A 24,260-nucleotide genomic window follows, 5' to 3' on the forward strand; every position below is an offset into this window, starting at 1 on the left:
TGCCTGCGATAGCGGTGTTGGGTTCACCATCGCTATCGCAGGCAAGCCAGCTCCCACATTGATTGGGTTCCAGCTTCAAGTTTTTGGGGGATCAGGCTTTTGGCAGCGCGATACCCTGGCCCATCTGCACTGGCGTTCCCGCCACCAGTTCTTCATCCCACTTCACCTGATCCGGCCCAAACAGCACGATAGCCGTCGAACCCAGCTTGAAGCGCCCCAGTTCTGCACCTTTTTCCAGAAAGATCGGTGCACGGGCGGCTTCGTCGTAGCGTACGGTTTTCAGCTCACGCTTGGGCGGCGTCACCAGCCCGGCCCATACGGTTTCAATCGACGCCACAATCATCGCGCCCACCAATACCACGGCCATCGGGCCGCGTTCGGTATCGAACAGGCAGACAACACGCTCGTTACGCGCAAACAGCTCCGGCACGTTTTCGGCGGTGGTCTGGTTGACCGAGAAAATCCGCCCAGGCACATAGACCATTTCCCGCAGGGTGCCGGCCAGTGGCATGTGCACGCGGTGGTAGTCCTTCGGCGACAGGTAGATGGTGGCAAAGTCGCCGCCCATGAACGGTGCGGCAACGGCGGCGTCGCCACCGAGCAATTCCAGCACACTGAAACTGTGGCCCTTGGCCTGGAACACACGACCGTGCTCGATCGGGCCGAGCTGGCTGACGGCGCCGTCTGCCGGGCTCAACACCGCGCCCGGGGTTGGGTCCAGTGGGCGCGCGCCGTCTTTCAGGGCGCGGGTGAAGAAGGCGTTGAAGTGCTCGTAAGCTGTCACATCCTCCACCAGGGCCTGGGACATATCCACCTGGTAGCGCTTGGCGAACCAGGTGGTGAAGGCGTTCTTGAACCAGCGCACGCGGCATTCGGCAATGCAGCCGGCCAGGCGCGACAGCAGGTGGTGGGGCAGCAGGTGCTGGCTGAGGATAAACAAACGCTTTTTCATGAACTGTCCTTAAACCTTAAATCTCGACGGGGGTGTCGGGGTGGTTGCCCCATTCGCCCCAGGAACCGGCATAACCTTTGACTCGCGGATAACCGAGCGCCTTGGCCACCAGGTAGGTGAAGCCAGAACGGTGGTGAGTCTGGCAGTGGGTAATGATTTCTTTGTCTTTGGTCAGGCCCAGGTCTTCGAGGATCTGCGGCATGTCGCGGCGGATCCGCAGGTTGCGTGCCTTGTCCATGCCGGCGGTCCATTCAAAGTTGACTGCGCCGGGAATGTGCCCGCCCTTGGCGGCGAGGACTTTTTCGCCGCTGTACTCCAGCGGGCCACGGGCATCCCAGATGCCCAGGTCGGCAGCGCCGAGGCGGCTTTGCAGGTACTCGCGGGTGGCGGTGGGCTCGTCGTGCAGGGTCAGGCTGACTGGGCCGCCGACGGCTGCGGTGGCCTCGGTGGACACGGGGTGCTGTTCATCCAGCCATGCCAGCAGGCCGCCATCAAGGTAGTGATATTTTTTGTGGCCGATCACGTCGAGCAACCAGATAAACCGCCCGGCCCAGCCGCCGCCTTCGTCGTCGTACACCACGTAGGTGGCGTCCGGGGTGTGGCCCAGTTCGCCGAACAGCTTCTCCAGGTCGGCCTTGGCCGGCAGCAGCCCCGGTGCCGGAGGTTGGCCCAGTTGGGTGCGCTTGGGGTCAACGAAGTGCGCGCCGGGGATATGCCCCTGGGCATAACGGGCGGCGCTGGTGAGGTCTACCAGAATCAACGGCTCGGCGGCGAGGCGGCCAAGCAGGTCGCTGGGTTCGATTACCAGCGGCAAGCCAGAAAAGTCAGGCATATGAGGTCTCCCGGGCACGCGGTTGGGCGATATAAAGAAGGCGATTGTAACGCAAGCATCAGGCGGTGCGGTTGGTAAAGCAGTGCAGGGCTTTCTCGATGCATTGGGCGGTTTTGCCGAAGGCCTGCACAGTGGTTTCGGAGAACGGCCCGCCACCCTGGTCGGCAATCATCAGCATCACCACCCGGCCGTTACAGCTCAGGGAGCGCAACAGCAGGTGCTCGCCGACGAACAGGCGCTGCAATGAAGCGGGCAGCAGCGCCGCAAATTGCGCGTGGTTGTCCGGGGTCAGGCGCACTTGCGCAGATTTTTCCAGCAAGCGTTGCAGCAGCGTGCTGTGGGCGGCCTCAAGGCTCAGGTTGGCGGCGTCCCTGGGCAGGCCATCGACCTGATGTACGCGTAAAGTGGCCAGCGCTTTGTCCGCCATCAGCAGCATCACACGCTGCATGCCACTGGCCACCAGGGCCTCCTTGGCGCAAGTGGTCAGGTGCATGGCATTGGCGAAGCGGCTGGGTTCCAGCAACAGCTCGCTGCAACGCTTGCGCCACACCGCAAGGGCTTCGGCCGTCGGTGGCGGTGCTGGCAGCAGGCCGCGGTGCACCCGTTGCACATGCCACGGCCAGATCAGCGCCAACGCCGGGTGCCAGAGACCGGCAGTCAAGGTATGGCGGGCGCTGATGACGGCCTGTTGGTGCACCTGTTGCTGCACGTCGGCCAGCGGTTGTTGCAGATACAGCGCGGTGAGGTACTGCCAGCGCTGGGTGTGCGGGCAGGTCCAGGACTCCTGGGCCGCCAGTGCCATGCCATTGGCCAGCAGCACGGTGTTGGCCGGCTGGTTCAGCCAGCGCCGCAGCGTTGGGTCGTCATCGAGCTTTTGCTGCTGGCTCAAGGGCGCTTCATCGCGGGCGATGTGCAGGGCCTTGACCAGCAAGCGTTGTTCCTTGAGCAGCAGTTGGTAGCCCTGGGACACCCAGATCGGCAGGCGCCAAGTCTCGGTCAGCCCCAGGCACAGCTCCAGCAGGCGCACGCCGAACAGTTCCTGTTCGACCTTGCGTGCCGATTGGCCCTTGTGGATCACCCGCAGTTCCCATTCCTCCAAAAGCTTTGGGTAGGCCACGGCCATCGGCCACAGCGGCGAGAGAAACAGCAGGCTGCCCCAATGAATATCCTGCCACAGCCGCGCCAGGCGGCTGGCGAACAGGCCGTTGGCCTGTTGCGAGGCATGCTGGCTGATCAATTGCAGTTGGCGCAGGGCCACGGGGATTTCATTGAGCGGCACTGACGGCAGGCGCGCGAGCAGTTCTTCGGTGCGCTTCAAGCCGAGGCGGTTGATCGCTACTTCAAGGTTTTCTGCAGGTTCTGCCAGGCTGCCGTGGGCCTGGTTGTTGGCTTCGCGCATAACGCTCAAAACCAGCGCCGGGCTGTCTTGCATCAGCTCTGCAATATCTCGCAACGAACGGCGGCTGTCGCCGATCGCCCTGCACACGGCAACATGGCTCGCTTGGGGGACGGGCAGGTGAACCCCGTCCAGGCGCTTGATCCAGCCGGCCAGGGAGTTGGGTGTGGAGGTTGGAACGGTCGTTTCGTTTGCCATGATTGGGGCGCGATCATCACTTGCGGTCAACACGCCCGGAGTGGGCCGAACTGGCTTTTCGCCTTAACGGGCTATAGTCTGGCGCAGTTTTGCCGATAAGTAGAAGAAGAGTTTTTAGATCTTCCGAATATGTCCATGAACCCGACGGCGCAAGTACTCATCCCCTATGGCTAAAATTATCGGCATCATCGTCGTCATCGCAAGTGTGCTCGGCGGATATGTTCTGTCCCACGGTAAAATTGCTGCGCTGATCCAGCCCTTTGAAGTGCTGATCATCGGTGGTGCGGCGTTTGGCGCTTTCCTGCAGGCTAACCCAGGCTACATGACCATGCACGTGGTCAAAAAGTCGCTGGGCATGTTCAGCTCGCGCTTTTCCCACACCTTCTACCTGGAAGTGCTGGGCCTGGTCTACGAGATCCTCAACAAGAGCCGCCGCGAAGGCATGATGGCCATCGAGGCCGATATCGAGGACGCTGCGGCGAGCCCGATCTTCGCCAAGTACCCGACCGTGCTCAAGGACGACCGCATGACCGCATACGTCTGTGACTACCTGCGCATCATGTCCTCCGGCAACATGGCCCCGCATGAACTCGAAGGCCTGTTCGACATGGAGCTGTTCAGCCTCAAGGAAGAACTCGAACACCCCGCCCATGCGGTGACCGGTATCGCCGACGGCATGCCCGGTTTCGGTATTGTCGCGGCGGTGCTGGGTATCGTGGTGACGATGGCCTCCCTGGGCGAAGGCGACCAGGCGGCGATCGGCATGCACGTCGGTGCCGCCTTGGTGGGGACCTTCTTCGGTATTCTTGCGGCTTATGGCTTCTTTGGGCCGCTCGCCACCTCCCTGGCCCACGATGCCAAGGAAGAGCTGAACGTCTACGAGGCGATCAAGGCTTCCCTGGTGGCATCGGCCTCTGGCATGCCACCGTCCCTGGCGGTTGAGTTCGGGCGCAAGGTCCTGTACCCGAAGCACCGTCCAAGCTTTGCCGAGCTGGAACAAGCAGTTCGCGGTCGCTAAGCCATGGAAAACAACCAGCCAATCATCATCAAGCGCGTCAAGCGCTTCGCTGCCGGGCACCACGGCGGCGCCTGGAAAATTGCCTTCGCCGACTTTGCGACGGCGATGATGGCGTTCTTTTTGGTGCTGTGGCTGATGTCCACCGCGACGCCGGAACAAAAGATCGCCATTGCCGGCTATTTCAAGGATCCCATCGGCTTTTCCGAGAGCGGCACGCCGTTTGTGATTGACCTGGGCGGCTCGCCAGAGTTGGCCCCCGAGCGCACCATCAACCCGGAGATGCAGACCGAAGCGCCTCAGGAAAATATCCCGATCGAGCGCCAGACCGTCGAGAGCATGGCCGAGCAGGTCGAGCAGGAGCGCCTGGAGTTGTTGCTGCAAGAATTGCAGAACAAGGTCGATGAGAACCCGCAACTGCAAAAATTCAAGGATCAGATCCACTTCGAGATCAGCGCAGACGGCTTGCGTATCCAGATCATGGATGCTGCCAATCGACCGATGTTCGACTCTGGCAGTGCGCGCCTGAAGCCTTACTTTGAAGACATCCTGCTGGCCATGGCCGACACCATCAAGGCGGTGCCGAACAAGATCAGCGTCAGCGGCCACACCGATGCCAAGCCATATTCGGGCCTGGGTGATTTCGGTAACTGGGAGCTGTCTGCCAACCGCGCCAACGCCGCCCGCCGTGCCCTGGTGGCCGGCAGCTATCCGGATACCCAGGTGGCGCGCGTGGTGGGGTTTGCTTCATCGCAGCTGTTTGATGCCCAGGACCCGTTCAACCCGATCAACCGGCGCATCGATATTGTGGTGCTGACCAAAAAGGCCCAGCGCGCCATTGAGGGTGAGCAGGGTGCCACGCCGCCGGTGCCGACCCAGGGCGATGGCGCACCGGGTGAAGTACCGGTGGACCCGAACGCGTTGCCGCCAGAGCAGCAGCCGTTGCCGGCCCATGAGTTGCGGCAGAAGCTGAATCTGTTTGATGAGGGTGGGGTGAAGGATCCTACGGTGCCTGCGATAGGGTCGTAAGCGTACCGTCTCAATGAAAACGCCCCGATCTGTCGGGGCGTTTCCTATTTAGGCTCAGAGTGGGAGGTAGGCTTTGACGCCACTGATCACACCTTTCATATCATCGGTATGCAGGCGGGGTACGAAGTACTCCCGACCTTTGGAGCGGGTCTTTCTATGGAGTTTGTCGAGGCGCTCGAAACTCACGGTATAAATCATGTCGCACTTTACCCACAGCTCTTTGTAGCCATCGGATTGAAGTGGATTGAGGTGCAGTAGGTGGTGCCAGTCATGCTGGACTGTGGGGGCGGTAGAGGAAATAGGTACCACAGTGCAGAGCTTGCGATTGTGGGTGGCAGTAGGGGATATCACCACGACTTTGCGGATCTTCAGCATTTCAGGGGCGACAAAGCCTCGTGTGAAATCGCAGAGAAGAATATCGCCTTGTTTGGGGTGATAGTAGAGAGTCAATCGAATGTCCCGTAAAAAGCAAAGCCGCCCGAAGGCGGCTTCATTCGACACGCAGTGGAGCTTGCTTCGCCCCTTCTGCGCCGCTGGATCAACTCCGGGAAGGATCCAGACTCCTGCCGGCTTTCGCCGGTAACGGAGTGATTATGGGCATCAGGAATTCCGAATTCAAGCTGGCTTGTGTCGACGAGCCACCCAGTTGTCCTGAATTCTTGATGCCGGCCCCTATTAAATCAATGGAGTAGGGGGTTGCAGGCTGCACTTTATGTGTATCAAGGCATGGCCACTCAGTAGCTGCTCTCCGGCAAGCTGGCGATGATCGAGCGATAGCTGTTCATCCGCTGCTGCTGCACGCGCCCGTCTTCCAGGGCCTTGAGCAAGGCGCAGCCTGGCTCGCGGTCATGCTTGCAGTCGCGGAAGCGGCAGGTGCCGATCAGGTCGTTGAACTCGATGAACCCCGCTTCTACATCGGCACGGCTGACGTGGCCCAGGCCGAATTCACGGATGCCGGGGGAGTCGATCAGTTCGCCACCGCCCGGGAAGTGGAACAGGCGGGCAGTGGTGGTGGTGTGCGTACCCTGGCCGGACAGTTCCGACAACGGGCCGACGCGGGCCTCGACTTCCGGCAGCAGGCTGTTGACCAAAGACGACTTGCCCACGCCCGACTGGCCGACGAACACGCTGATGCGCCCGTCCAACTGCTGTTGCAGCTGTTCCATGCCATTGCCATGGTGCGCCGAGACTTCCAGCACCGGGTAGCCCAACTGCCGATACACCGCGAGCAAGGCATTGAGCGCCGGGGCGTTCTGTTCGTCGATCAGGTCGAATTTGTTCAGCAGCAACAGCGGGCGGATGCCGGCGTGTTCGGCGGCCACCAGGTAGCGGTCGATCAGGTTGGCGTGGGGCTCGGGCAAGGGCGCGAAGACGATGACAATCATGTCGACGTTGGCCGCCACCGGCTTGAGTTGGCCACGGCTGTCCGGGCGACGCAGTTCGGTGGTGCGCGGCAGTTGCGCGACAATCACCCCGATGCCCTGGTTGCCGGCGCGCCACACCACCTTGTCGCCGGTGACCAGTGCCGGCAGGTTGGCGCGCAGGTGGCAGCGGAACACTGCACCGGCCAGCTCGCCTTCCAGGGCTTCGACTTCGACCTGCACCCCAAAGTGCGCGATCACCAGGCCCGTTTGCTCGGGGCCCAGGTCGCCACCCTCCAGCGCTTCCACGGCAGAGGATTCACGTTTGGCGGCGCGGGCAGCGCGTTCACCCTGGATCTTTTCGATGCGCCAGTTTTGGCGGCGGTTGAGCTGGCGTTTGGCCATTGGTGTTCCGTGTCGATAATGCATAAGGTTGGATAAAACGGTCGCGAGTCTAGCACGCCCGGCCTGCTAAACTGCGCAGCTACGCCAAGGTGCCAAGGAACCACGACATGCAAAACCCACAGAACCTGATTTGGATCGATCTGGAAATGACCGGTCTGAACCCTGACACCGACGTCATCATCGAGATGGCGACCATTGTCACCGACAGCAACCTCAACACCTTGGCCGAAGGTCCGGTGATCGCCATCCACCACAGCGACGCGGTGCTGGCCACCATGGACGAGTGGAACACCCGCACCCACGGCAACTCGGGCCTGACCCAGCGCGTGCGCGACAGCCGCATCAGCATGGCCGAGGCGCAGGCCCAGACGATTGCCTTCCTGGAGCTGTGGGTGCCCAAGGGCAAGTCGCCGATCTGTGGCAACAGTATCTGCCAGGACCGCCGCTTCCTTTATACCCATATGAAGGAGCTGGAAAGCTACTTCCACTACCGCAACCTGGATGTGTCGACCTTGAAAGAACTGGCCGCGCGCTGGGCACCGGAGGTTAAAGACAGCTTCCACAAGGGCAGTACCCACCTGGCACTGGATGATATCCGCGAGTCGATTGCCGAGTTGCAGCATTACCGCAAGCATTTCATCAAGGCTTGAGTTCGTGGCGCCAGGGCCCGCGATGGCGGTGGATCAAGCAAGGATGTCTCGACTGACCTACCGCTATCGTAGGCAAGCCACACATTTGATCGCATTCCAAGTGTGGGCATGCTCGGTCTTTCGCCGAGCGCCCCCTTTTGGTGCCCCCGCCAAATGATTAGACTGCGCGCCTCTTTGCAAGGATCGCCATCATGCTGTTGATGCTCTACCTCATCGCCATCACCGCCGAAGCCATGACCGGCGCCCTGTCCGCCGGCCGGCGCGGCATGGATTGGTTTGGCGTGGTGTTGATCGCCTGCGTGACGGCGCTGGGTGGCGGTTCGGTGCGCGATGTGTTGCTTGGCCACTACCCGCTGACCTGGGTCAAGCACCCGGAATACCTGGTGCTGACCTCTGTCGCGGCATTGGTCACGATCTTTATCGCGCCCTTGATGCGCCATCTGCGCTCGCTGTTCCTGGCGCTGGATGCCGTAGGCCTGGTGGCCTTCACCCTGATCGGCTGCATGACGGCTCTGGAAATGGGCCACGGTATGCTGGTGGCCTCGGTCAGCGGGGTGATCACCGGGGTGTTTGGCGGGATCCTGCGGGATATCTTCTGTAACGATATCCCGCTGATCTTCCGCCGCGAACTGTATGCCAGCGTGTCGTTCCTCGCCGCCTGGTGCTACATGCTGTGTCTCTATCTGGAACTGCCCAGCGAGCAGGCGATCCTGCTCACCCTGTTCAGCGGCTTTCTATTGCGCCTGCTGGCGATCCGTTTTCATTGGGAAATGCCCAAGTTCGTCTACAACGACGAACACTAGCGTGTTGCGTGCTGGTTCAGCGCCCATTCCACATGTTCGCGGACCAGTTCGGAGGGGTAGTCCCGCCGCGCCTTCAAGGCTTCCAGCACTGGAATGCTGGAGGGCGCGTTGCCCAGGCCCACGGCCAGGTTGCGCAGCCAGCGCTCATAACCGGCGCGGCGCAGGGGCGAGCCTTCGGTGCTGCTGAGGAATTTATCCTCATCCCACATAAATAACTCGGCCAGTTCGGCGTTATCCAGATTATGGCGCGGTTTGAAATCGCTTTCGGCTGAAGGCCTGGCGAAACGATTCCACGGGCAAACGATCTGACAGTCATCGCAGCCGAACACCCGGTTGCCAATCAGCGGTCGCAGATCCTCGGGGATCGCGCTCTTGAGTTCGATGGTCAGGTAGGAAATGCAGCGCCGGGCATCCAGTACATAAGGCCCGACGAAGGCATTGGTCGGGCAGATGTCCAGGCAGGCGGTGCAGCGCCCGCAATGTTCGGTGCTGTGGGGCGGGTCGACGGGCAGCGGCAGGTCGACAAACAACTCGCTGAGGAAGAAGTAGCTGCCGGCCTTGCGGTTGAGGACCAGGGTGTTTTTGCCGATCCAGCCTAAACCGGCCTGCTCGGCGATGGCTTTTTCCAGCACCGGGGCGCTGTCGACAAAGGCGCGGAAACCAAACGGGCCGATCTGCGCCTGGATGCGGTCGGCCAGTTGCTGCACGCGCTTGCGGATCAGCTTGTGGTAGTCGCGGCCCAGGGCATAACGGGAGATGTAGGCTTTTTCGGGTTGGGCCAGCCGTTGCGCCATGTGCGTGTCGCCGGGCAGGTAATCCATGCGCAGGGACACCACGCGCAAGGTGCCGGGCACCAGTTCGTCCGGGTGCGAGCGTTTGCTGCCATGGGCGCCCATGTAGTCCATCTCGCCGTGATAGCCCGCGTCGAGCCAGCGTTGCAGGTGCTGTTCATGCTCGGCCAGGTCCAGGCCGCTGATGCCGACTTGCTGAAAGCCCAGCTCGCGGCCCCAGTCTTTGATCGATTGGGCGAGGGCGGGCAGATCGGTGGTAATAGCAGGCATGAGACGAGAGAAACCGCAGGTTAGATGCGTATAATTCTGCCAGACATCGGAGCTTGAAGACGCATGCCGCAGACAAAACACGAAATAACCGACGTTCAGCCCCTGTTGCCCGGCTATTTGCCGCAACTGGCTGCGCGTTCTCCAGGGGCCCATAAGGGCCGGTTTGGTCATGTACTGGTGATCGGCGGCGACCATGGCTTTGGCGGCGCGGCGCTGCTGAGTGCCGAAAGTGCGCTGCGCAGTGGTGCTGGCCTGGTGTCCCTGGCGACCCGCAGCGAACATGTGCCGGCGGCCTTGACCCGTTTGCCGGAAGTCATGGCGCGGGGCGTGCATTCGGCCAATCAGTTGATGGGCTTGCTGGAAAAAGTCTCGGTGATCGTGATCGGCCCGGGCCTGGGCGACATGGCCTGGGGCAAAAGCCTGCTGTCGGTGGCCGCCAATGCCCGGCAACCCCAGGTCTGGGATGCTGACGCCCTGAACCTGCTGGCCGCCGGCCATGTCACGTTGCCGGCCGATTGCGTGATCACGCCGCACCCGGGGGAGGCGGCGCGGCTGATGGGCATCTCGACAGCCGCGGTTCAGGCCGACCGGCTTAAGGTAGCGCGCGCGCTGAGCCAGAAATTCAACGCCGTCACGGTACTCAAGGGCGCGGGGAGCCTGATTGCCAGCCCGGATGGGCGGGTAGCGCGTTGTGACCAGGGGCATCCGGCCATGGCCTCGGCGGGCCTGGGCGATGTGCTCGCAGGTTTGCTCGGCGCGCTGCTGGCCCAGGGTATGCCGGCGTTCGAGGCCGCCAGCCTGGCGGTGTGGTTGCACGCCATGGCGGGCGAGCGCCAGGGCGCCTTGGGTCGCGGCCTGGCGGCTAGCGATCTGGTTCCGGCCATTCGTCAGTTGTTGGAGGAGCAGTCACCGTGTCTGAAGTAACGCTGTTTATCGCGGATGAAGAGGCCATGGTGGCTTTTGGCAAACGCATTGCGGAGATTACCCAGGGCGTGGGCCTGATTTTCCTGCAGGGTGACCTGGGCGCCGGCAAAACCACGCTGTCACGCGGCATCATTCGCGGGCTTGGGCACGCCGGCGCGGTGAAAAGTCCGACGTTCACCCTGGTAGAGCCTTACGAGATCGGTGACGTGCGAGCGTTCCATTTCGACCTGTATCGCCTGGTGGATCCCGAGGAATTGGAGTACATGGGCATCCGCGATTACTTCGATGGCGACGCCTTATGCCTGATCGAGTGGCCGGACAAGGGCACAGGCTTTTTGCCAAAGCCCGACCTGACCATTACCATTACCCCGCATAACCATGGACGTCAGTTGAAATTGTTGTCCCAGAGCGCACGCAGTGAGTCCTGGTGTGCCGCTTTGGCTTTGGAATTCTAATAATGGGTGGGTTAGGTATGCGCTTTCGCGCGTTGGTTGCTGTCGTGGGGGTGTTGCTTGCGGCAATGACTGTCAATGCTCTGGCCGCTTCACAGGTAAAAAGTGTGCGCCTGTGGCGAGCGCCGGATAACACGCGACTGGTGTTCGACCTGTCTGGCCCAGTCCAGCACAGTGTCTTTACCCTGACGGCGCCTGATCGCCTGGTGATCGACATCAACGGTGCGACCCTGGCCGCGCCCCTGAAGGTCTCCACCGCCAACACGCCGATTACCGCCATGCGCTCGGCCCAGCGCACGCCGACCGACCTGCGGGTGGTCATCGACCTGAAGAAGGTCGTCACGCCCAAGAGCTTTTCCCTCGCGCCGAACGCCCAGTATGGCAACCGCCTGGTGGTCGACCTCTTTGACAACCCGGCCGACGCTGCGCCAGCCCCGGCGCCGACCCCTGCCGTTGCTACCACACCGGCGGTGCCGGTCAACCCTGCGCAGCCCCAGGTCAAGTTGCCACCACTGCCGCCAGCGCCGGCCGGCAAGCGTGACGTCATCGTCGTGATCGACGCCGGCCACGGCGGTGAAGACCCGGGCGCTTCGGGCTCCCGTGGCCAGCACGAAAAAGACGTGGTCCTGGCCATCGCCCGGGAGCTGCAGCGCCAGATCAACGGGATGAAAGGCTATCGTGCCGAACTGACCCGTACCGGCGACTACTTCATCCCATTGCGTGGACGTACTGAAATCGCGCGCAAGAAGGGCGCCGACCTGTTCGTGTCGATCCACGCCGACGCCGCGCCATCGAAGGCGGCCTTCGGTGCCTCGGTGTTTGCCCTGTCGGATCGCGGCGCCACGTCCGAGACCGCGCGCTGGCTGGCCGACAGCGAAAACCGTTCCGACTTGATCGGCGGCGCCGGCAACGTGTCTTTGGACGACAAAGACCGCATGCTCGCCGGTGTATTGCTGGACTTGTCGATGACCGCCTCGCTGACCTCCAGCCTTAACGTCGGGCAGAAGGTGTTGAGCAACATGGGCCGGGTCACGCCGCTGCACAAGCAGCGGGTGGAGCAGGCTGGGTTTATGGTGCTCAAATCGCCGGATATCCCGTCGATTCTGGTGGAAACCGGCTTTATCTCCAACGCCAACGAAGCCAACAAACTGGCCAGCGCCAGCCACCAGCAGGCGCTGGCGCGCTCCATCAGTTCCGGCGTGCGCCAGTTCTTCCAGCAGAACCCGCCACCGGGCACCTATATCGCCTGGCTGCGCGATTCCGGGAAGATCGCCCAGGGCCCGCGTGATCACCGGGTGCAGCCTGGCGACACCCTGGCCATGCTGGCCGTACGCTTTCAGGTGTCGGCCGCTGCATTGCGCAGCGCCAACAGCCTGAAGACCGATGAACTGAAAGTCGGCCAGGTGTTGACCATCCCCGGCACTGAATTGGCAGCACAGCAATGAGCGAATCGGTATTGAACAGCGCCTCGCGCATCGAACTGCTCAGCCCGCGGCTGGCCAACCAGATCGCGGCGGGCGAGGTGGTCGAGCGCCCGGCCTCGGTGATCAAGGAACTGCTGGAAAACAGCCTCGACTCCGGCGCCAGGCGCATTGACGTGGATGTGGAGCAGGGCGGCGTCAAGTTGCTGCGGGTGCGCGACGACGGCAGCGGGATTTCCTCCGATGACCTGCCGCTGGCGCTGGCGCGCCATGCCACCAGCAAGATCCGTGACCTGGAAGACCTTGAGCGGGTGATGAGCCTGGGCTTTCGCGGTGAGGCGCTGGCGTCGATCAGCTCCGTGGCACGCCTGACCCTGACCTCCCGCACCCGTGGCGCCGAACAGGCCTGGCAGGTCGAGACCGAGGGCCGCGACATGGCGCCCCGGGTCCAGCCGGCGGCCCATCCGGTGGGCACCTCGGTGGAAGTGCGTGACCTGTTCTTCAATACCCCGGCACGGCGCAAATTCCTCAAGGCCGAAAAAACCGAATTCGATCACCTGCAAGAAGTCATCAAGCGCCTGGCCCTGGCCCGTTTCGACGTGGCTTTCCATCTGCGCCACAACGGCAAGACCATCCTCAGCCTGCACGAGGCCAACGACGATGCCGCCCGCGCCCGACGTGTGTCGGCGATCTGTGGCGCGGGGTTCCTGGAGCAGGCGCTGCCGATTGAAATCGAGCGCAATGGCCTGCATTTGTGGGGCTGGGTCGGTTTGCCGACGTTCTCCCGCAGCCAGGCCGACTTGCAGTATTTCTTTGTGAATGGCCGGGCAGTGCGCGACAAACTGGTGGCCCATGCGGTGCGCCAGGCCTATCGCGACGTGCTGTTCAATGGCCGGCATCCGACCTTTGTACTGTTCTTTGAAGTGGACCCGGCGGTGGTTGATGTCAACGTGCACCCGACCAAGCACGAGGTGCGCTTTCGTGATGGGCGCATGGTCCACGATTTCCTGTATGGCACCTTGCACCGCGCCCTGGGCGATGTGCGCCCGGATGATCAACTGGCGGCGCCGATTGTCACCGCCATCGTCCGCCCTACAGGGCCGGAGGCCGGCGAGTTCGGGCCCCAGGGCGAAATGAGCCTGGCGGCCAACCTGCTGCAATCGCCGCAAGCCCAGCCAAGTTACCCGGCGGCGGGTTCGGGGGCCGGTGCGGGCTATCAGTATCAATACACCCCGCGACCGCAATCAGCGGTGCCGGTGGCCGAGGCCCAGGCGGCCTATCGTGAATTCTTTGCGCCGCTGCCCGGTGCCGAGCCGGGTGCAGTGGCGCTGCCGGAAGGTGGCGGCGATATCCCGCCCCTGGGGTATGCCCTGGCCCAGCTCAAGGGCATCTATATCCTCGCGGAAAACGCCCATGGCCTGGTGCTGGTGGACATGCACGCGGCCCATGAGCGGATCATGTACGAGCGCCTGAAGATCGCCATGGCCAGCGAAGGCCTGAGCGGCCAGCCATTGCTGGTGCCGGAGTCCCTGGCGGTGAGCCAGCGCGAAGCCGATTGCGCCGAGGAGCACCTGGCGGTGTTCCAGAAACTGGGTTTTGAATTGCAGCGCCTGGGCCCGGAAACCCTGGCCATCCGGCAGATTCCCGCCTTGCTCAAGCAGGCCGAGGCCAACCGGCTGGTGGCTGACGTGCTGGCGGACCTGATGGAATACGGCACCAGTGACCGGATCCAGGCGCATATCAACGAACTGCTCGGCACCATGGCCTGCCACGGCGCGATCCGCGCCAACCGGCGCCTGGCCCTGCCGGAAATGAACGGCCTGCTGCGGGACATGGAAAACACCGAGCGCAGTGGCCAGTGCAACCATGGCCGACCGACCTGGACCCAGATGGGCCTGGATGATCTGGACAAACTATTCCTGCGCGGCCGCTGATGAGCGCCCTACCTCCCGCCATCTTCCTGATGGGCCCGACGGCCGCTGGCAAGACCGACCTGGCAATCGAGCTGACCAAGGTCTTGCCTTGTGAGCTGATCAGCGTCGATTCGGCCCTGGTTTACCGGGGCATGGACATTGGCACGGCCAAGCCGTCCAAAGAACTGTTGGCCGCCCATCCCCATCGTCTGATCGACATTATCGATCCGTCGCAAAGCTACTCGGCGGCGGATTTCCGTACCGATGCCCTCGCCGCCATGGCGCAGATCACCGCACGGGGCAAGATCCCGCTGCTGGTGGGCGGCACGATGCTCTATTACAAGGCGTTGCAGGAAGGCCTGGCAGAGATGCCGCCGGCCGATCCACAGGTGCGCGCCGAGATCGAAGAAGAGGCTGTACGCCTTGGCTGGCAGGCCCTGCACGAGCAGTTGGCGGCGATTGACCCGGTGTCTGCCGCACGTATTCACCCCAACGACCCCCAGCGCCTGAGCCGGGCCCTGGAAGTCTGGCGGGTGAGTGGCCAGACGATGACGGCCCATCGCCTCAGACAATCTGCGCAAAGTGCTGATGCAGGCACCTCTGGACCGGGACAATTGCCCTATACTGTCGCCAATCTGGCCATCGCTCCGGCGAATCGCCAGGTGTTGCATGAACGAATTGCACAAAGATTCACAATTATGTTGGAACAGGGATTCGTGGAGGAGGTCGTAGCACTGCGTTCAAGAGGTGATCTGCATCCGGGATTGCCTTCGATACGTGCTGTAGGCTATCGCCAAGTCTGGGATCATCTGGATGGCAAGCTGACGTCAGCCGAAATGCAGGAGCGCGGCATTATTGCCACGCGCCAATTGGCGAAGCGCCAGTTCACTTGGCTGCGCAGCTGGACTGACTTGCATTGGCTGGACAGTTTGGATTGCGACAATCTGTCACGCGCCTTGAAATACTTGGGAACGGTCTCCATATTGAGCTGAGTCCTTGCAATTGCCGTCTATCCTTGGGGGTGTGACGGTTACAAACTATTTATTTTTCCGATTTTTTATTATTGATCCTTAAAGGAGTGCGGCACATGTCAAAAGGGCATTCGCTACAAGACCCTTACTTGAATACTTTACGTAAAGAGAAAGTTGGGGTTTCCATCTATCTGGTCAACGGCATCAAGCTGCAAGGTACGATCGAGTCTTTCGACCAGTTCGTCATCCTGCTGAAAAACACCGTCAGCCAGATGGTCTACAAGCACGCTATCTCGACAGTAGTGCCGGTTCGTCCAATTCGTCTGCCTAGCGCAACCGAATCCGAACAGGGTGACGCTGAGCCAGGTAACGCCTGATAGGAGTCTCCTTTGTTCTTTGAGCGCCACGGTGGTGGTGAGCGAGTGATCCTCGTTCACTTGGATGGACAGGACCCTGAGGCGCGCGAAGATCCGCAGGAGTTTCAGGAGCTGGCAAATTCGGCCGGCGCCGAGACCGTCGCGTTTTTTAACGTGCCGCGTCATCGGCCAACCGCCAAATTTCTGATTGGCAGCGGCAAGGTCGAGGAGCTACGCGACCTGGTCCATGCCGAAGAAGCCGATCTGGTGATCTTCAATCACATCCTCACGCCCAGTCAGGAACGTAACCTCGAACGAGTCTTCGAGTGTCGCGTGATTGACCGCACCGGTCTGATTCTCGATATTTTCGCCCAGCGTGCCCGTACTCATGAAGGCAAGCTCCAGGTCGAACTGGCCCAGCTTGATCACATGAGCACCCGCCTGGTTCGCGGCTGGACGCACCTTGAACGCCAGGGTGGCGGTATCGGCATGCGTGGCCCGGGTGAAACCCAGCTTGAAACCGACCGGCGCCTGTTGCGGGTGCGCCTGCGCCAGATCAAGGGCCGCCTGGAAAAAGTACGCAGCCAGCGCGAGCAATCGCGACGTGGCCGTTCGCGTGCGGATATCCCTACCGTGTCCCTGGTGGGCTATACCAACGCCGGCAAATCCACGTTGTTCAACAACGTGACCCAGTCGGACGTGTACGCGGCGGACCAGCTGTTTGCCACCCTTGACCCGACCTTGCGCCGTCTGGAACTCGACGACCTGGGGCCGATTGTGCTGGCCGATACCGTGGGCTTTATCCGCCACTTGCCGCACAAGCTGGTCGAGGCATTCCGGTCTACGCTGGAAGAGTCGAGCAACTCCGACCTGCTGCTGCACGTCATCGATGCGGCCGAGCCTGACCGGATGTTGCAGATCGAGCAGGTCATGGTCGTACTGGGTGAGATTGGTGCCCAGGACTTGCCGATCCTCGAGGTCTATAACAAACTCGATTTGCTTGAAGGCGTCGAGCCGCAAATCCAGCGCGACGAGAACGGCAGGCCCCAGCGGGTCTGGCTGTCGGCGCGGGACGGTAGCGGCCTGGAACTGCTTGAGCAGGCGATTGCCGAGTTGCTCGGTGGCGATTTGTTCGTCGGCACCTTGCGCTTGCCGCAGCGTTTTGCTCGACTGCGTGCTCAGTTCTTTGAGCTGGGCGCGGTACAGAAAGAAGAACACGACGAAGAAGGTGTCAGCCTGCTGGCGGTTCGTTTGCCCCGTTCGGAGCTCAATCGGCTGGTGAGCCGTGAGGGCGTTGTGCCGATGGAGTTCCTCGAACAACACACTTTGCAATAAAAGCCTGAGAAAGCGGTTGTGCCGCTGTGGCAGGCATTCTGTAGCATTGGTCGGCGCGCCGTGGGTGCGTCTTTGCTTTATCAGATGGAGAGCGCTATGGCTTGGAATGAGCCGGGTGGCAACTCGAATAATCAGGATCCTTGGGGTGGTAAACGCCGCAATAATGGCGACCGCAAGGGGCCACCAGATCTCGACGAGGCCTTCCGAAAGCTGCAGGAAAGCCTGAATGGGTTGTTCGGTGGTGGAAAAAAACGTGGTGGTGACGACGGCGGCCGCACGAGCAAGGGCGGCGGCTACGGCCTGCTGGGCCTGGGCCTCGTGGCGCTGGCGGCTGTCTGGCTGTACAGCGCGGTCTATGTGGTGGACGAGCAGGAGCAAGCCGTGGTGCTGCGCTTCGGCAAGTACTACGAGACTGTCGGCCCCGGCCTGAATATCTACTTCCCGCCGATCGACAAGAAGTACATGGAGAACGTCACGCGTGAGCGTGCCTACACCAAGCAGGGCCAGATGCTGACCGAAGACGAGAACATCGTCGAAGTGCCGCTGACCGTGCAGTACAAGATCAGCAACCTGCAGGACTTCGTGCTTAACGTCGACCAGCCGGAAGTCAGCTTGCAGCATGCGACCGAAAGCGCCCTGCGCCACGTAGTGGGTTCCACCGCGATGGACCAGGTGCTGACCGAAGGCCGTGAACTGATGGCCAGCGAGATCAAGGAGCGCCTGCAGCGGTTCCTCGATACTTATCGCACCGGTATCACCGTGACCCAGGTCAACGTACAGAGCGCAGCGGCACCGCGTGAAGTGCAGGAAGCCTTCGATGACGTGATCCGCGCCCGTGAAGACGAACAGCGTTCGCGCAACCAGGCTGAAACCTACGCCAACGGCGTGGTGCCGGAAGCCCGTGGTCAGGCCCAGCGCATCCTTGAAGATGCCAACGGTTACCGCGACGAAGTCGTGTCCCGCGCCAAGGGTGAGGCCGACCGCTTCACCAAGCTGGTGGCCGAGTACCGCAAGGCACCGGAAGTCACCCGCGAGCGTCTGTACCTGGACACCATGCAGGAAGTCTTCAGCAACACCAGCAAGGTTCTCGTGACCGGCAACAAGGGTGGGCAGAACAACCTGCTGTACCTGCCGCTGGACAAGATGATCGAAGGTGGTCGTAGTGCCGGCAGTACTTCGTCTTCCGCCAGTTCGACTGCCGCTGCCAACGAAGCGAGCGCCCGTGCGGCCGCTGACTTGCAGCAACAGCAAACACGTTCCAGGGAGAGTCGTTGATGAGCAATAAATCGCTGACCGCCCTGATTGTGGGTGTCGTCGTGGTCATCGCTGCCTGGAACTGCTTCTACATCGTGGCTCAGACCGAGCGTGCGGTGTTGCTGCAATTCGGGCGTGTGGTCCAGGCGGATGTCCAGCCGGGCCTGCATGTGAAAGTCCCCTACGTCAACCAGGTGCGCAAGTTCGACGCCCGCCTGATGACCCTGGATGCACCGACACAGCGTTTCCTGACCCTGGAAAAGAAAGCCGTGATGGTTGACGCCTACGCCAAGTGGCGCGTCAAGGATGCCGAGCGCTTCTACACCGCGACTTCCGGCCTCAAGCAGATTGCCGACGAGCGTTTGTCCCGTCGTCTGGAATCGGGCCTGCGTGACCAGTTTGGTAAGCGCACCCTGCATGAGGTGGTATCCGGTGAACGTGATGCGCTGATGGCTGACATCACCCGTTCGTTGAACACCATGGCGGAAAAAGAGCTGGGTATCGAAGTGGTCGATGTCCGGGTCAAGGCTATCGACCTGCCCAAGGAAGTGAACCGCAGCGTGTTCGAGCGCATGAGCACCGAGCGTGAGCGTGAGGCGCGTGAGCACCGCGCCAAGGGTAACGAACTGGCGGAAGGTATCCGTGCGGATGCCGACCGTCAGCGTCGCGTACTGTTGGCAGAAGCCTATCGGGAGTCTGAAGAGGCCCGCGGTGATGGTGATGCTCAAGCCGCGGCGATCTACGCCAAGGCTTACGGCCAGGACCAGGAGTTCTACGCGTTCTATCGTAGCCTGCGTGCCTACCGTGAAAGCTTTGCGAACAAAACCGACGTCATGGTGCTGGACCCAAGTAGCGATTTCTTCCGCTACCTGGAAAAGTCCAAGTAACCCGCTGACTGTCTGGAACCACTCCGTCGGGCGGCTAAAACGCTCGGCGGGGTGATCCTTTCGGAAAACGGGTGTATGATGCGGCAGCCGGGAAATTCCCGGCTTTTTTGCGTCTGCATGTTTGATTGTTGTTGTGCGCTGCAGGCGTGACAGGTTTTTCGAGGAAAGTGCCCGACGAGGCCGTTTACAGGCCATTCGTCACGTCGCTCTTGCGCGTGGTTTATGCAGGGGCCGGGGATTTTCTGCTTCACTCAAGGCTCGCCCAAGGGCAGGCCGGGTCATAGGGGAATGGCGTAATGGCAACGGTAGACCGCTGGCTGCTGCCAGATGGCATCGAAGAAGTACTGCCACCAGAGGCAGCGCGCATTGAAATCGCGCGCCGCCAGGTGTTGGATCTGTTCCAGAGCTGGGGTTACGAGTTTGTCGTGACTCCCCATATCGAGTACCTGGAATCCCTGCTGACCGGCGCGGGCCAGGACCTGGATCTGCGCACCTTCAAGGTCATCGACCCGCAATCGGGCCGGCAAATGGGTTTTCGCGCCGATATCACGCCGCAAGTGGCGCGTATCGATGCGCATACCCTGCGCCGTGAAGGGCCGAGCCGCCTGTGCTATGCCGGCAGTGTGCTGCACGCGCAGCCGCGCGCCTTGTCATCGTCCCGTAGCCCGATCCAGCTGGGCGCCGAGTTGTATGGCGATGCAAGCCCGAGCAGCGACGTTGAAGTCATCAGCCTGATGCTGGCGATGCTGCAACTGGCGGATGTGCCGGATGTGCACATGGACCTGGGGCATGTCGGTATCTACCGTGGCCTGGCCCGTGCGGCCGGTTTGTCCGGCGAAGTGGAGCAACAGTTGTTCGATGCCCTGCAGCGCAAGGCCATCGACGAAGTGATCGCCCTGACCGAAGGCGTGCCTGCCGACCTGGCCGGCATGTTGCGTGCGCTGGTGGACCTGTGTGGTGGTCGCGAAGTGCTGACCGCCGCCCGCGAGCGCCTGGCCAACGCGCCGGCCCCGGTGCTGGCGGCCCTGGACGATGTGCTGGCGATTGCCGAGCAGTTGTCGGCGCGCTTCCCGCAACTGCCGTTGTATTTCGACCTGGGTGAGTTGCGCGGCTACCACTACCACACCGGTGTGGTGTTCGCGGTGTTTGTTCCGGGCGTTGGCCAAGCCATTGCCCAGGGCGGTCGTTATGACGATATCGGCGCCGACTTCGGTCGTGCCCGTCCGGCGACTGGCTTTTCTACCGATTTGAAAACCCTGGTGACCCTGGGGCGTGCTGAAGTCGAGCTACCGTCTGGCGGTATCTGGATGCCAGACAGTACGGACGCGGCACTCTGGCAGCAGGTCTGCCAGTTGCGCAGTGAGGGTCAGCGTGTCGTCCAGGCCTTGCCTGGGCAGCCATTGGCCGCCGCCCGTGAAGCGGACTGCGACCGGCAATTGATTCAGCAGAACGGGCTTTGGCAAGTATCGCCACTGGCTTCTTGAGTTTTCCTGCCGGCCAACGCCGGCACCAAGTTTGCGCGAATGAGGACAAGTGTTATGGGTAAGAATGTCGTAGTCCTGGGCACCCAATGGGGTGATGAGGGCAAAGGCAAGATCGTTGATCTGCTGACCGAACATGCTGCCGCCGTAGTGCGCTACCAAGGTGGCCACAACGCTGGCCACACCCTGGTCATCGATGGCGAAAAAACCGTCTTGCACCTGATCCCGTCGGGCGTGCTGCGCGAAGGCGTGCAGTGCCTGATCGGCAACGGCGTGGTGGTTGCACCTGACGCCCTGCTGCGCGAGATCACCAAGCTGGAAGAGAAAGGCGTACCGGTGCGCGAGCGCCTGCGTATCAGCCCGTCCTGCCCGCTGATCCTGTCCTTCCACGTTGCGCTGGACCAGGCCCGTGAAAAGGCCCGTGGCGAGCTGAAGATCGGTACTACCGGTCGCGGCATCGGCCCGGCCTACGAAGACAAGGTTGCACGTCGTGGCCTGCGTGTGGGCGACCTGCTCAACATGCCGCGCTTTGAAGACAAGCTGCGTGAACTGGTGGATTACCACAACTTCATGCTGGTTGGTTACTACAAAGAGCCAGCCATTGAATTCGACAAGACCCTGGCCGAGTGCAAAGAGTACGCTGAACTGCTCAAGCCGCTGATGCTCGACGTGACGGCCGAGCTGCACGACCTGCGTCGCGCCGGTAAAGACATCATGTTTGAAGGCGCCCAGGGTTCGTTGCTGGACATCGACCACGGCACCTACCCGTACGTGACCAGCTCCAACACCACTGCTGGTGGCGTGGCGACGGGTTCGGGCGTTGGCCCGATGTTCCTGGACTACATCCTGGGCATCACCAAGGCCTACACCACGCGCGTAGGTTCGGGGCCTTTCCCGACTGAACTGTTCGACGATGTCGGCGCGCACCTGGCCAAGCAAGGCCATGAGTTCGGCGCCACTACCGGGCGTGCCCGTCGTTGTGGCTGGTTCGACGCGGTTATCCTGCGTCGCGCTATCGATGTGAACAGCATCTCGGGCATCTGCCTGACCAAGCTGGACGTACTCGACGGCCTGCAAACCATCAACATCTGCATCGGCTACAAGGATGCAGAAGGTAATGAGGTTGCCCCGACCGACGCTGACAGCTACGTGGGCCTGCAGCCTGTGTACGAAGAAGTGCCGGGTTGGACCGAATCGACCGTGGGTGCCAAGACCCTGGAAGAGCTGCCAGCTAACGCCCGTGCCTACATCAAGCGCGTTGAAGAGTTGATCGGCGCGCCGATCGACATTATTTCGACGGGCCCGGACCGCAACGAGACTATCGTTCTGCGTCATCCGTTCGCTTAATAAGCTGTTGATGTAAAAAGCAAAGGGCCCCATTGGGGGCCCTTTGTCGTTTCTGCCGTGCGCACGGCACGACCCTTGCTATATTTCTCTCTTTCGCGGTGCTATCAATTTAATGGCACCCGTGGTGGAGGGATTCCCGATGTCTGCCGTTCTCTCATTGTTACAAAGCCGGCTGTTGCGGCCGGTGTTCGTTACCCTTGGTATCGCTCTTTTGGTGCAAGTGCTGGTGGCGGTCGCTCTGACCCGGAGCACCGTCACGGCCCTGGAGGCCGATTTGGGCAAGCGCCTGGGCGTGGACAGCCAGAAGCTGTCGGGCGAATTGACCCAGGCCGGCAAGGAAGTGACCTCCGGCCTGGACAGCCTGTCGGCCAGTACCAGTGACCGCCTGACCGCAGGCCTTTCTGCGCGCCTGAAGCAAGAGCAGCAGCAACTGCGTGAGACCCTGGAAAAAGACCTGAAGGACTCCGCCAATGACATGGCGCAGTTACTGGCCTCGGTTGCCCCGCGCGCGATGTGGGACAGCGATGTTCCAGCGTTGTCGGAGTTTGCCCGGCGTGCCCAGCGCAACCCCAATGTGCTGTTTGTGGTGTATGACGATGCCACGGGCCAGCACCTGACCCGTTATCTGAACCGGGAAAACCCGATCAACAAGGCGCTCCTGGAAAAAGGCCAGGGCGACCGTGCGCTGGATAAAGTGTTGAATGCCGCGAAAAACGACCCGTCGGTGTACTACGTCGAAGCCTCCATCAGCCCCAATGGCGTGGAGATCGGCAAGGTGCTCATGGGGGTTTCCACCGCGGCGGTCGAGGCGGACCTGGCGGCCCTGGACCAGCGCTTTGCCGCATTGATCGCCAGCGGTGGGCAATTGGTGGGCGACAGCCTCAAGGGCGCGGCGGCGGACAGTGCGGCGGCCATGGGCGCACGGCTGCAGTCGGCGCAGGCCACGGCCACCGAAATGACGGCTAACACCTCCAGTGCCGTGCAAGAGGCTGCGCAGGCCCTGCGCTGGCGTATCGGCCTGGGCCTGGCGGTGGTGGGCCTGGGCGTGCTGTTGCTGATTGCCGTGGTGCTGGGGCGGCGGGTGGTCAATCGCCTGAAGTTGCTGATCGCGGCCATGGATGACTTGGCCGCTGGCGAGGGGGACCTGACCAAGCGTGTGCAGATCAACAGCCAGGATGAAATCGGCGCCATGGCTTCGGCGGTCAATCGGTTTGTGGATAAGTTGCAGCCCATCGTGCGCGAGGCGGGCGATGTGGCCCAGCGTACCGGTGTGGAAATCGGCGCGATGACCTTGCGCAATGCCGGTGCCGATGCGGCGGCGGGCTTGCAGCGCGATGAAGTGGCCGAGAGCCTGCGGGCGCTGTCGCAAATGGCCGACGAGGCCCAGGCCGAAAGCCAGGCCATGCAGGCCGCGTTGCAGCAGGTGGTGGAGATCCGCCAGGCCACCGATGAGAATTCGCGTACTTCAGCTGAAGTCGGCAGTTTGATCGAGGCGCTGGCCGGGCAGGTGCAGGCCGGCTCCAAGGTGATCGAGCGCCTGGCCCAGCAAAGCGAGCAGATTGAAGTGGTGCTGACGGTGATCCACGGCATTGCCGAGCAAACCAACCTGCTGGCCCTGAATGCGGCTATCGAAGCCGCGCGTGCCGGTGAAACCGGACGGGGCTTTGCGGTGGTGGCGGACGAAGTGCGGGCGCTGGCCAGCAAGACTCAAAGCTCCACCGGCGATATCCAGGCGCATATCGTGGCGTTGCAGCAAGGTGCGCGTGAGGCGGTGGAAACCATCGGCAAGGCCGGCCGCCAGGCCAGTGAGGGGCTGCTGGTGCTGCGCGAAAGTGTGCGTTTGCAACAAACGGTGCAAGACTCGGTGGAGCAGGTGCATACGGCGATTGGCCTGGCGACCCGGGCTGCCGAGCATCAGGCCCTGGGTGCGCACGCGGTACGGGGACGGGTCGAGGTGATCCATGCCCAGGCCGAGCGGGCGGCGCAGGCGGTGCTGGAGACTACGGCCAGCGGCAAGGTGTTGGATGGGTTGGCGGCGCAGTTGAAGGCTAGCCTGGGGCAGTTTCGGGCTTAAGGTTGGCTGCTCGGGCCTTATCGCGGGCAAGCCCGCTCCCACAGGTGATCGCGTTCCAGTGTGGGGGCGGGCTTGCCCTAATGCCAGTCAGTTAAGCCCTCCCGCTTTCTTTTTGGGGTATTTGACCGGCCTGGGCTTGACCA

General features: G+C 62.0%; 22 protein-coding genes and 1 pseudogene. 17 read left to right on the forward strand and 6 right to left on the reverse strand.

The window, feature by feature from the left end; translation table 11 throughout:
- Positions 1-91: 91 nt before the first annotated feature.
- Genes asd through AC07W7_RS26065 form a run of 3 tightly spaced genes read right to left on the reverse strand, consistent with a single transcriptional unit; the run spans position 92 to position 3,378 of the window.
- Entirely contained in the window at positions 92-952 is an 861-nt protein-coding gene (gene asd, locus AC07W7_RS26055) for an archaetidylserine decarboxylase (RefSeq protein WP_076961588.1), read from the reverse strand.
- Positions 953-968: 16 nt separating this feature from the next.
- Positions 969-1,784 (reverse strand): thiosulfate sulfurtransferase, encoded by an 816-nt coding sequence (gene rhdA / locus AC07W7_RS26060; RefSeq protein WP_169863834.1) that lies wholly within the window; start codon positions 1,782-1,784, stop codon positions 969-971.
- 58 nt (positions 1,785-1,842) lie between these two features.
- Positions 1,843-3,378 (reverse strand): HDOD domain-containing protein, encoded by a 1,536-nt coding sequence (locus AC07W7_RS26065; protein ID WP_099170120.1) that lies wholly within the window; start codon positions 3,376-3,378, stop codon positions 1,843-1,845.
- Between the two features lie 166 nt (positions 3,379-3,544).
- On the opposite strand from AC07W7_RS26065, the gene motA reads away from it, so the two are divergent.
- On the forward strand, positions 3,545-4,396 hold the full coding sequence (gene motA / locus AC07W7_RS26070; protein WP_076961585.1) for a flagellar motor stator protein MotA: 852 nt from the start codon (positions 3,545-3,547) through the stop codon (positions 4,394-4,396).
- Between the two features lie 3 nt (positions 4,397-4,399).
- Positions 4,400-5,422: a flagellar motor protein MotB gene (gene motB / locus AC07W7_RS26075; RefSeq protein ID WP_495040390.1), complete on the forward strand. Its 1,023-nt coding sequence runs from the start codon at positions 4,400-4,402 to the stop codon at positions 5,420-5,422.
- Between the two features lie 54 nt (positions 5,423-5,476).
- Here motB and AC07W7_RS26080 read toward each other — a convergent pair whose 3' ends face one another.
- Positions 5,477-5,923 (reverse strand): type II toxin-antitoxin system PemK/MazF family toxin, encoded by a 447-nt coding sequence (locus AC07W7_RS26080; RefSeq protein WP_495040391.1) that lies wholly within the window; start codon positions 5,921-5,923, stop codon positions 5,477-5,479.
- A 233-nt stretch (positions 5,924-6,156) separates the two neighbouring features.
- Entirely contained in the window at positions 6,157-7,188 is a 1,032-nt protein-coding gene (gene rsgA, locus AC07W7_RS26085) for a small ribosomal subunit biogenesis GTPase RsgA (protein ID WP_495040392.1), read from the reverse strand.
- 107 nt (positions 7,189-7,295) lie between these two features.
- On the opposite strand from rsgA, the gene orn reads away from it, so the two are divergent.
- Entirely contained in the window at positions 7,296-7,838 is a 543-nt protein-coding gene (gene orn / locus AC07W7_RS26090; protein ID WP_169900862.1) for an oligoribonuclease, read from the forward strand.
- 188 nt (positions 7,839-8,026) lie between these two features.
- Complete coding sequence (locus tag AC07W7_RS26095) at positions 8,027-8,641, forward strand: trimeric intracellular cation channel family protein (protein ID WP_169863991.1); 615 nt, start codon at positions 8,027-8,029, stop codon at positions 8,639-8,641.
- On the opposite strand, the gene queG is transcribed toward AC07W7_RS26095, so the two are convergent.
- Complete coding sequence (gene queG / locus AC07W7_RS26100) at positions 8,638-9,702, reverse strand: tRNA epoxyqueuosine(34) reductase QueG (RefSeq protein ID WP_076961580.1); 1,065 nt, start codon at positions 9,700-9,702, stop codon at positions 8,638-8,640. The genes AC07W7_RS26095 and queG overlap by 4 nt on opposite strands.
- A gap of 63 nt (positions 9,703-9,765) precedes the next feature.
- On the opposite strand from queG, the gene AC07W7_RS26105 reads away from it, so the two are divergent.
- The 13 genes and pseudogenes from AC07W7_RS26105 to AC07W7_RS26165 all read left to right on the forward strand — a co-directional run bounded on the left by AC07W7_RS26105 (position 9,766) and on the right by AC07W7_RS26165 (position 24,117).
- Positions 9,766-10,626 (forward strand): NAD(P)H-hydrate dehydratase, encoded by an 861-nt coding sequence (locus AC07W7_RS26105; RefSeq protein ID WP_495040393.1) that lies wholly within the window; start codon positions 9,766-9,768, stop codon positions 10,624-10,626.
- A complete protein-coding gene (tsaE, locus tag AC07W7_RS26110; protein WP_099170124.1) occupies positions 10,614-11,081 on the forward strand; it encodes a tRNA (adenosine(37)-N6)-threonylcarbamoyltransferase complex ATPase subunit type 1 TsaE in 468 nt (155 codons plus the stop codon). Before AC07W7_RS26105 ends, tsaE begins: the two co-directional genes overlap by 13 nt.
- Before the next feature lie 17 nt (positions 11,082-11,098).
- Positions 11,099-12,523: an N-acetylmuramoyl-L-alanine amidase gene (locus AC07W7_RS26115; protein ID WP_076961625.1), complete on the forward strand. Its 1,425-nt coding sequence runs from the start codon at positions 11,099-11,101 to the stop codon at positions 12,521-12,523.
- A gap of 11 nt (positions 12,524-12,534) precedes the next feature.
- Positions 12,535-14,433 (forward strand): DNA mismatch repair endonuclease MutL, encoded by a 1,899-nt coding sequence (gene mutL, locus AC07W7_RS26120; protein WP_495040395.1) that lies wholly within the window; start codon positions 12,535-12,537, stop codon positions 14,431-14,433.
- Positions 14,433-15,404 carry a tRNA (adenosine(37)-N6)-dimethylallyltransferase MiaA gene (gene miaA, locus AC07W7_RS26125; protein WP_495040394.1) on the forward strand — a complete coding sequence of 324 codons (972 nt, stop codon included), beginning with the start codon at positions 14,433-14,435 and terminating at the stop codon, positions 15,402-15,404. Before mutL ends, miaA begins: the two co-directional genes overlap by 1 nt.
- Before the next feature lie 95 nt (positions 15,405-15,499).
- The gene (hfq, locus tag AC07W7_RS26130; protein WP_010221594.1) at positions 15,500-15,760 is read left to right on the forward strand and encodes an RNA chaperone Hfq; all 261 of its coding nucleotides are present in this window, start codon (positions 15,500-15,502) and stop codon (positions 15,758-15,760) included.
- Positions 15,761-15,772: 12 nt separating this feature from the next.
- On the forward strand, positions 15,773-17,074 hold the full coding sequence (gene hflX, locus AC07W7_RS26135; protein WP_076961575.1) for a ribosome rescue GTPase HflX: 1,302 nt from the start codon (positions 15,773-15,775) through the stop codon (positions 17,072-17,074).
- 96 nt (positions 17,075-17,170) lie between these two features.
- Positions 17,171-18,349, forward strand: coding sequence for an FtsH protease activity modulator HflK (gene hflK, locus AC07W7_RS26140; protein ID WP_076961574.1), 1,179 nt, complete (start codon positions 17,171-17,173; stop codon positions 18,347-18,349).
- Positions 18,349-19,215 (forward strand): protease modulator HflC, encoded by an 867-nt coding sequence (hflC, locus tag AC07W7_RS26145; RefSeq protein WP_010213607.1) that lies wholly within the window; start codon positions 18,349-18,351, stop codon positions 19,213-19,215. Before hflK ends, hflC begins: the two co-directional genes overlap by 1 nt.
- A 296-nt stretch (positions 19,216-19,511) precedes the next feature.
- Positions 19,512-20,699, forward strand: coding sequence for an ATP phosphoribosyltransferase regulatory subunit (locus AC07W7_RS26150; protein ID WP_076961573.1), 1,188 nt, complete (start codon positions 19,512-19,514; stop codon positions 20,697-20,699).
- 54 nt (positions 20,700-20,753) lie between these two features.
- Positions 20,754-22,043, forward strand: coding sequence for an adenylosuccinate synthase (locus AC07W7_RS26155; protein WP_076961572.1), 1,290 nt, complete (start codon positions 20,754-20,756; stop codon positions 22,041-22,043).
- Positions 22,044-23,157: 1,114 nt separating this feature from the next.
- Positions 23,158-23,211: pseudogene (locus tag AC07W7_RS26160) on the forward strand (hypothetical protein); the annotation flags it as partial.
- A gap of 201 nt (positions 23,212-23,412) precedes the next feature.
- Complete coding sequence (locus AC07W7_RS26165) at positions 23,413-24,117, forward strand: methyl-accepting chemotaxis protein (protein ID WP_415640208.1); 705 nt, start codon at positions 23,413-23,415, stop codon at positions 24,115-24,117.
- Positions 24,118-24,260 lie beyond the last annotated feature (143 nt).

Source organism: Pseudomonas sp. GW821-FHT01D09 (assembly GCF_059422465.1).

Coding starts and splice junctions, on each gene's coding strand:
- asd (WP_076961588.1), bottom strand. CDS start 952: ATGAAAAAGCGTTTGTTTATCCTCAGCCAGCACCTGCTGCCCCACCAC.
- hflC (WP_010213607.1), top strand. CDS start 18,349: ATGAGCAATAAATCGCTGACCGCCCTGATTGTGGGTGTCGTCGTGGTC.
- AC07W7_RS26065 (WP_099170120.1), bottom strand. CDS start 3,378: ATGGCAAACGAAACGACCGTTCCAACCTCCACACCCAACTCCCTGGCC.
- hfq (WP_010221594.1), top strand. CDS start 15,500: ATGTCAAAAGGGCATTCGCTACAAGACCCTTACTTGAATACTTTACGT.
- rsgA (WP_495040392.1), bottom strand. CDS start 7,188: ATGGCCAAACGCCAGCTCAACCGCCGCCAAAACTGGCGCATCGAAAAG.
- queG (WP_076961580.1), bottom strand. CDS start 9,702: ATGCCTGCTATTACCACCGATCTGCCCGCCCTCGCCCAATCGATCAAA.
- AC07W7_RS26155 (WP_076961572.1), top strand. CDS start 20,754: ATGGGTAAGAATGTCGTAGTCCTGGGCACCCAATGGGGTGATGAGGGC.
- motA (WP_076961585.1), top strand. CDS start 3,545: ATGGCTAAAATTATCGGCATCATCGTCGTCATCGCAAGTGTGCTCGGC.
- miaA (WP_495040394.1), top strand. CDS start 14,433: ATGAGCGCCCTACCTCCCGCCATCTTCCTGATGGGCCCGACGGCCGCT.
- AC07W7_RS26165 (WP_415640208.1), top strand. CDS start 23,413: ATGGCCGACGAGGCCCAGGCCGAAAGCCAGGCCATGCAGGCCGCGTTG.
- orn (WP_169900862.1), top strand. CDS start 7,296: ATGCAAAACCCACAGAACCTGATTTGGATCGATCTGGAAATGACCGGT.
- motB (WP_495040390.1), top strand. CDS start 4,400: ATGGAAAACAACCAGCCAATCATCATCAAGCGCGTCAAGCGCTTCGCT.
- hflK (WP_076961574.1), top strand. CDS start 17,171: ATGGCTTGGAATGAGCCGGGTGGCAACTCGAATAATCAGGATCCTTGG.
- AC07W7_RS26150 (WP_076961573.1), top strand. CDS start 19,512: ATGGCAACGGTAGACCGCTGGCTGCTGCCAGATGGCATCGAAGAAGTA.
- AC07W7_RS26115 (WP_076961625.1), top strand. CDS start 11,099: ATGCGCTTTCGCGCGTTGGTTGCTGTCGTGGGGGTGTTGCTTGCGGCA.
- rhdA (WP_169863834.1), bottom strand. CDS start 1,784: ATGCCTGACTTTTCTGGCTTGCCGCTGGTAATCGAACCCAGCGACCTG.
- AC07W7_RS26105 (WP_495040393.1), top strand. CDS start 9,766: ATGCCGCAGACAAAACACGAAATAACCGACGTTCAGCCCCTGTTGCCC.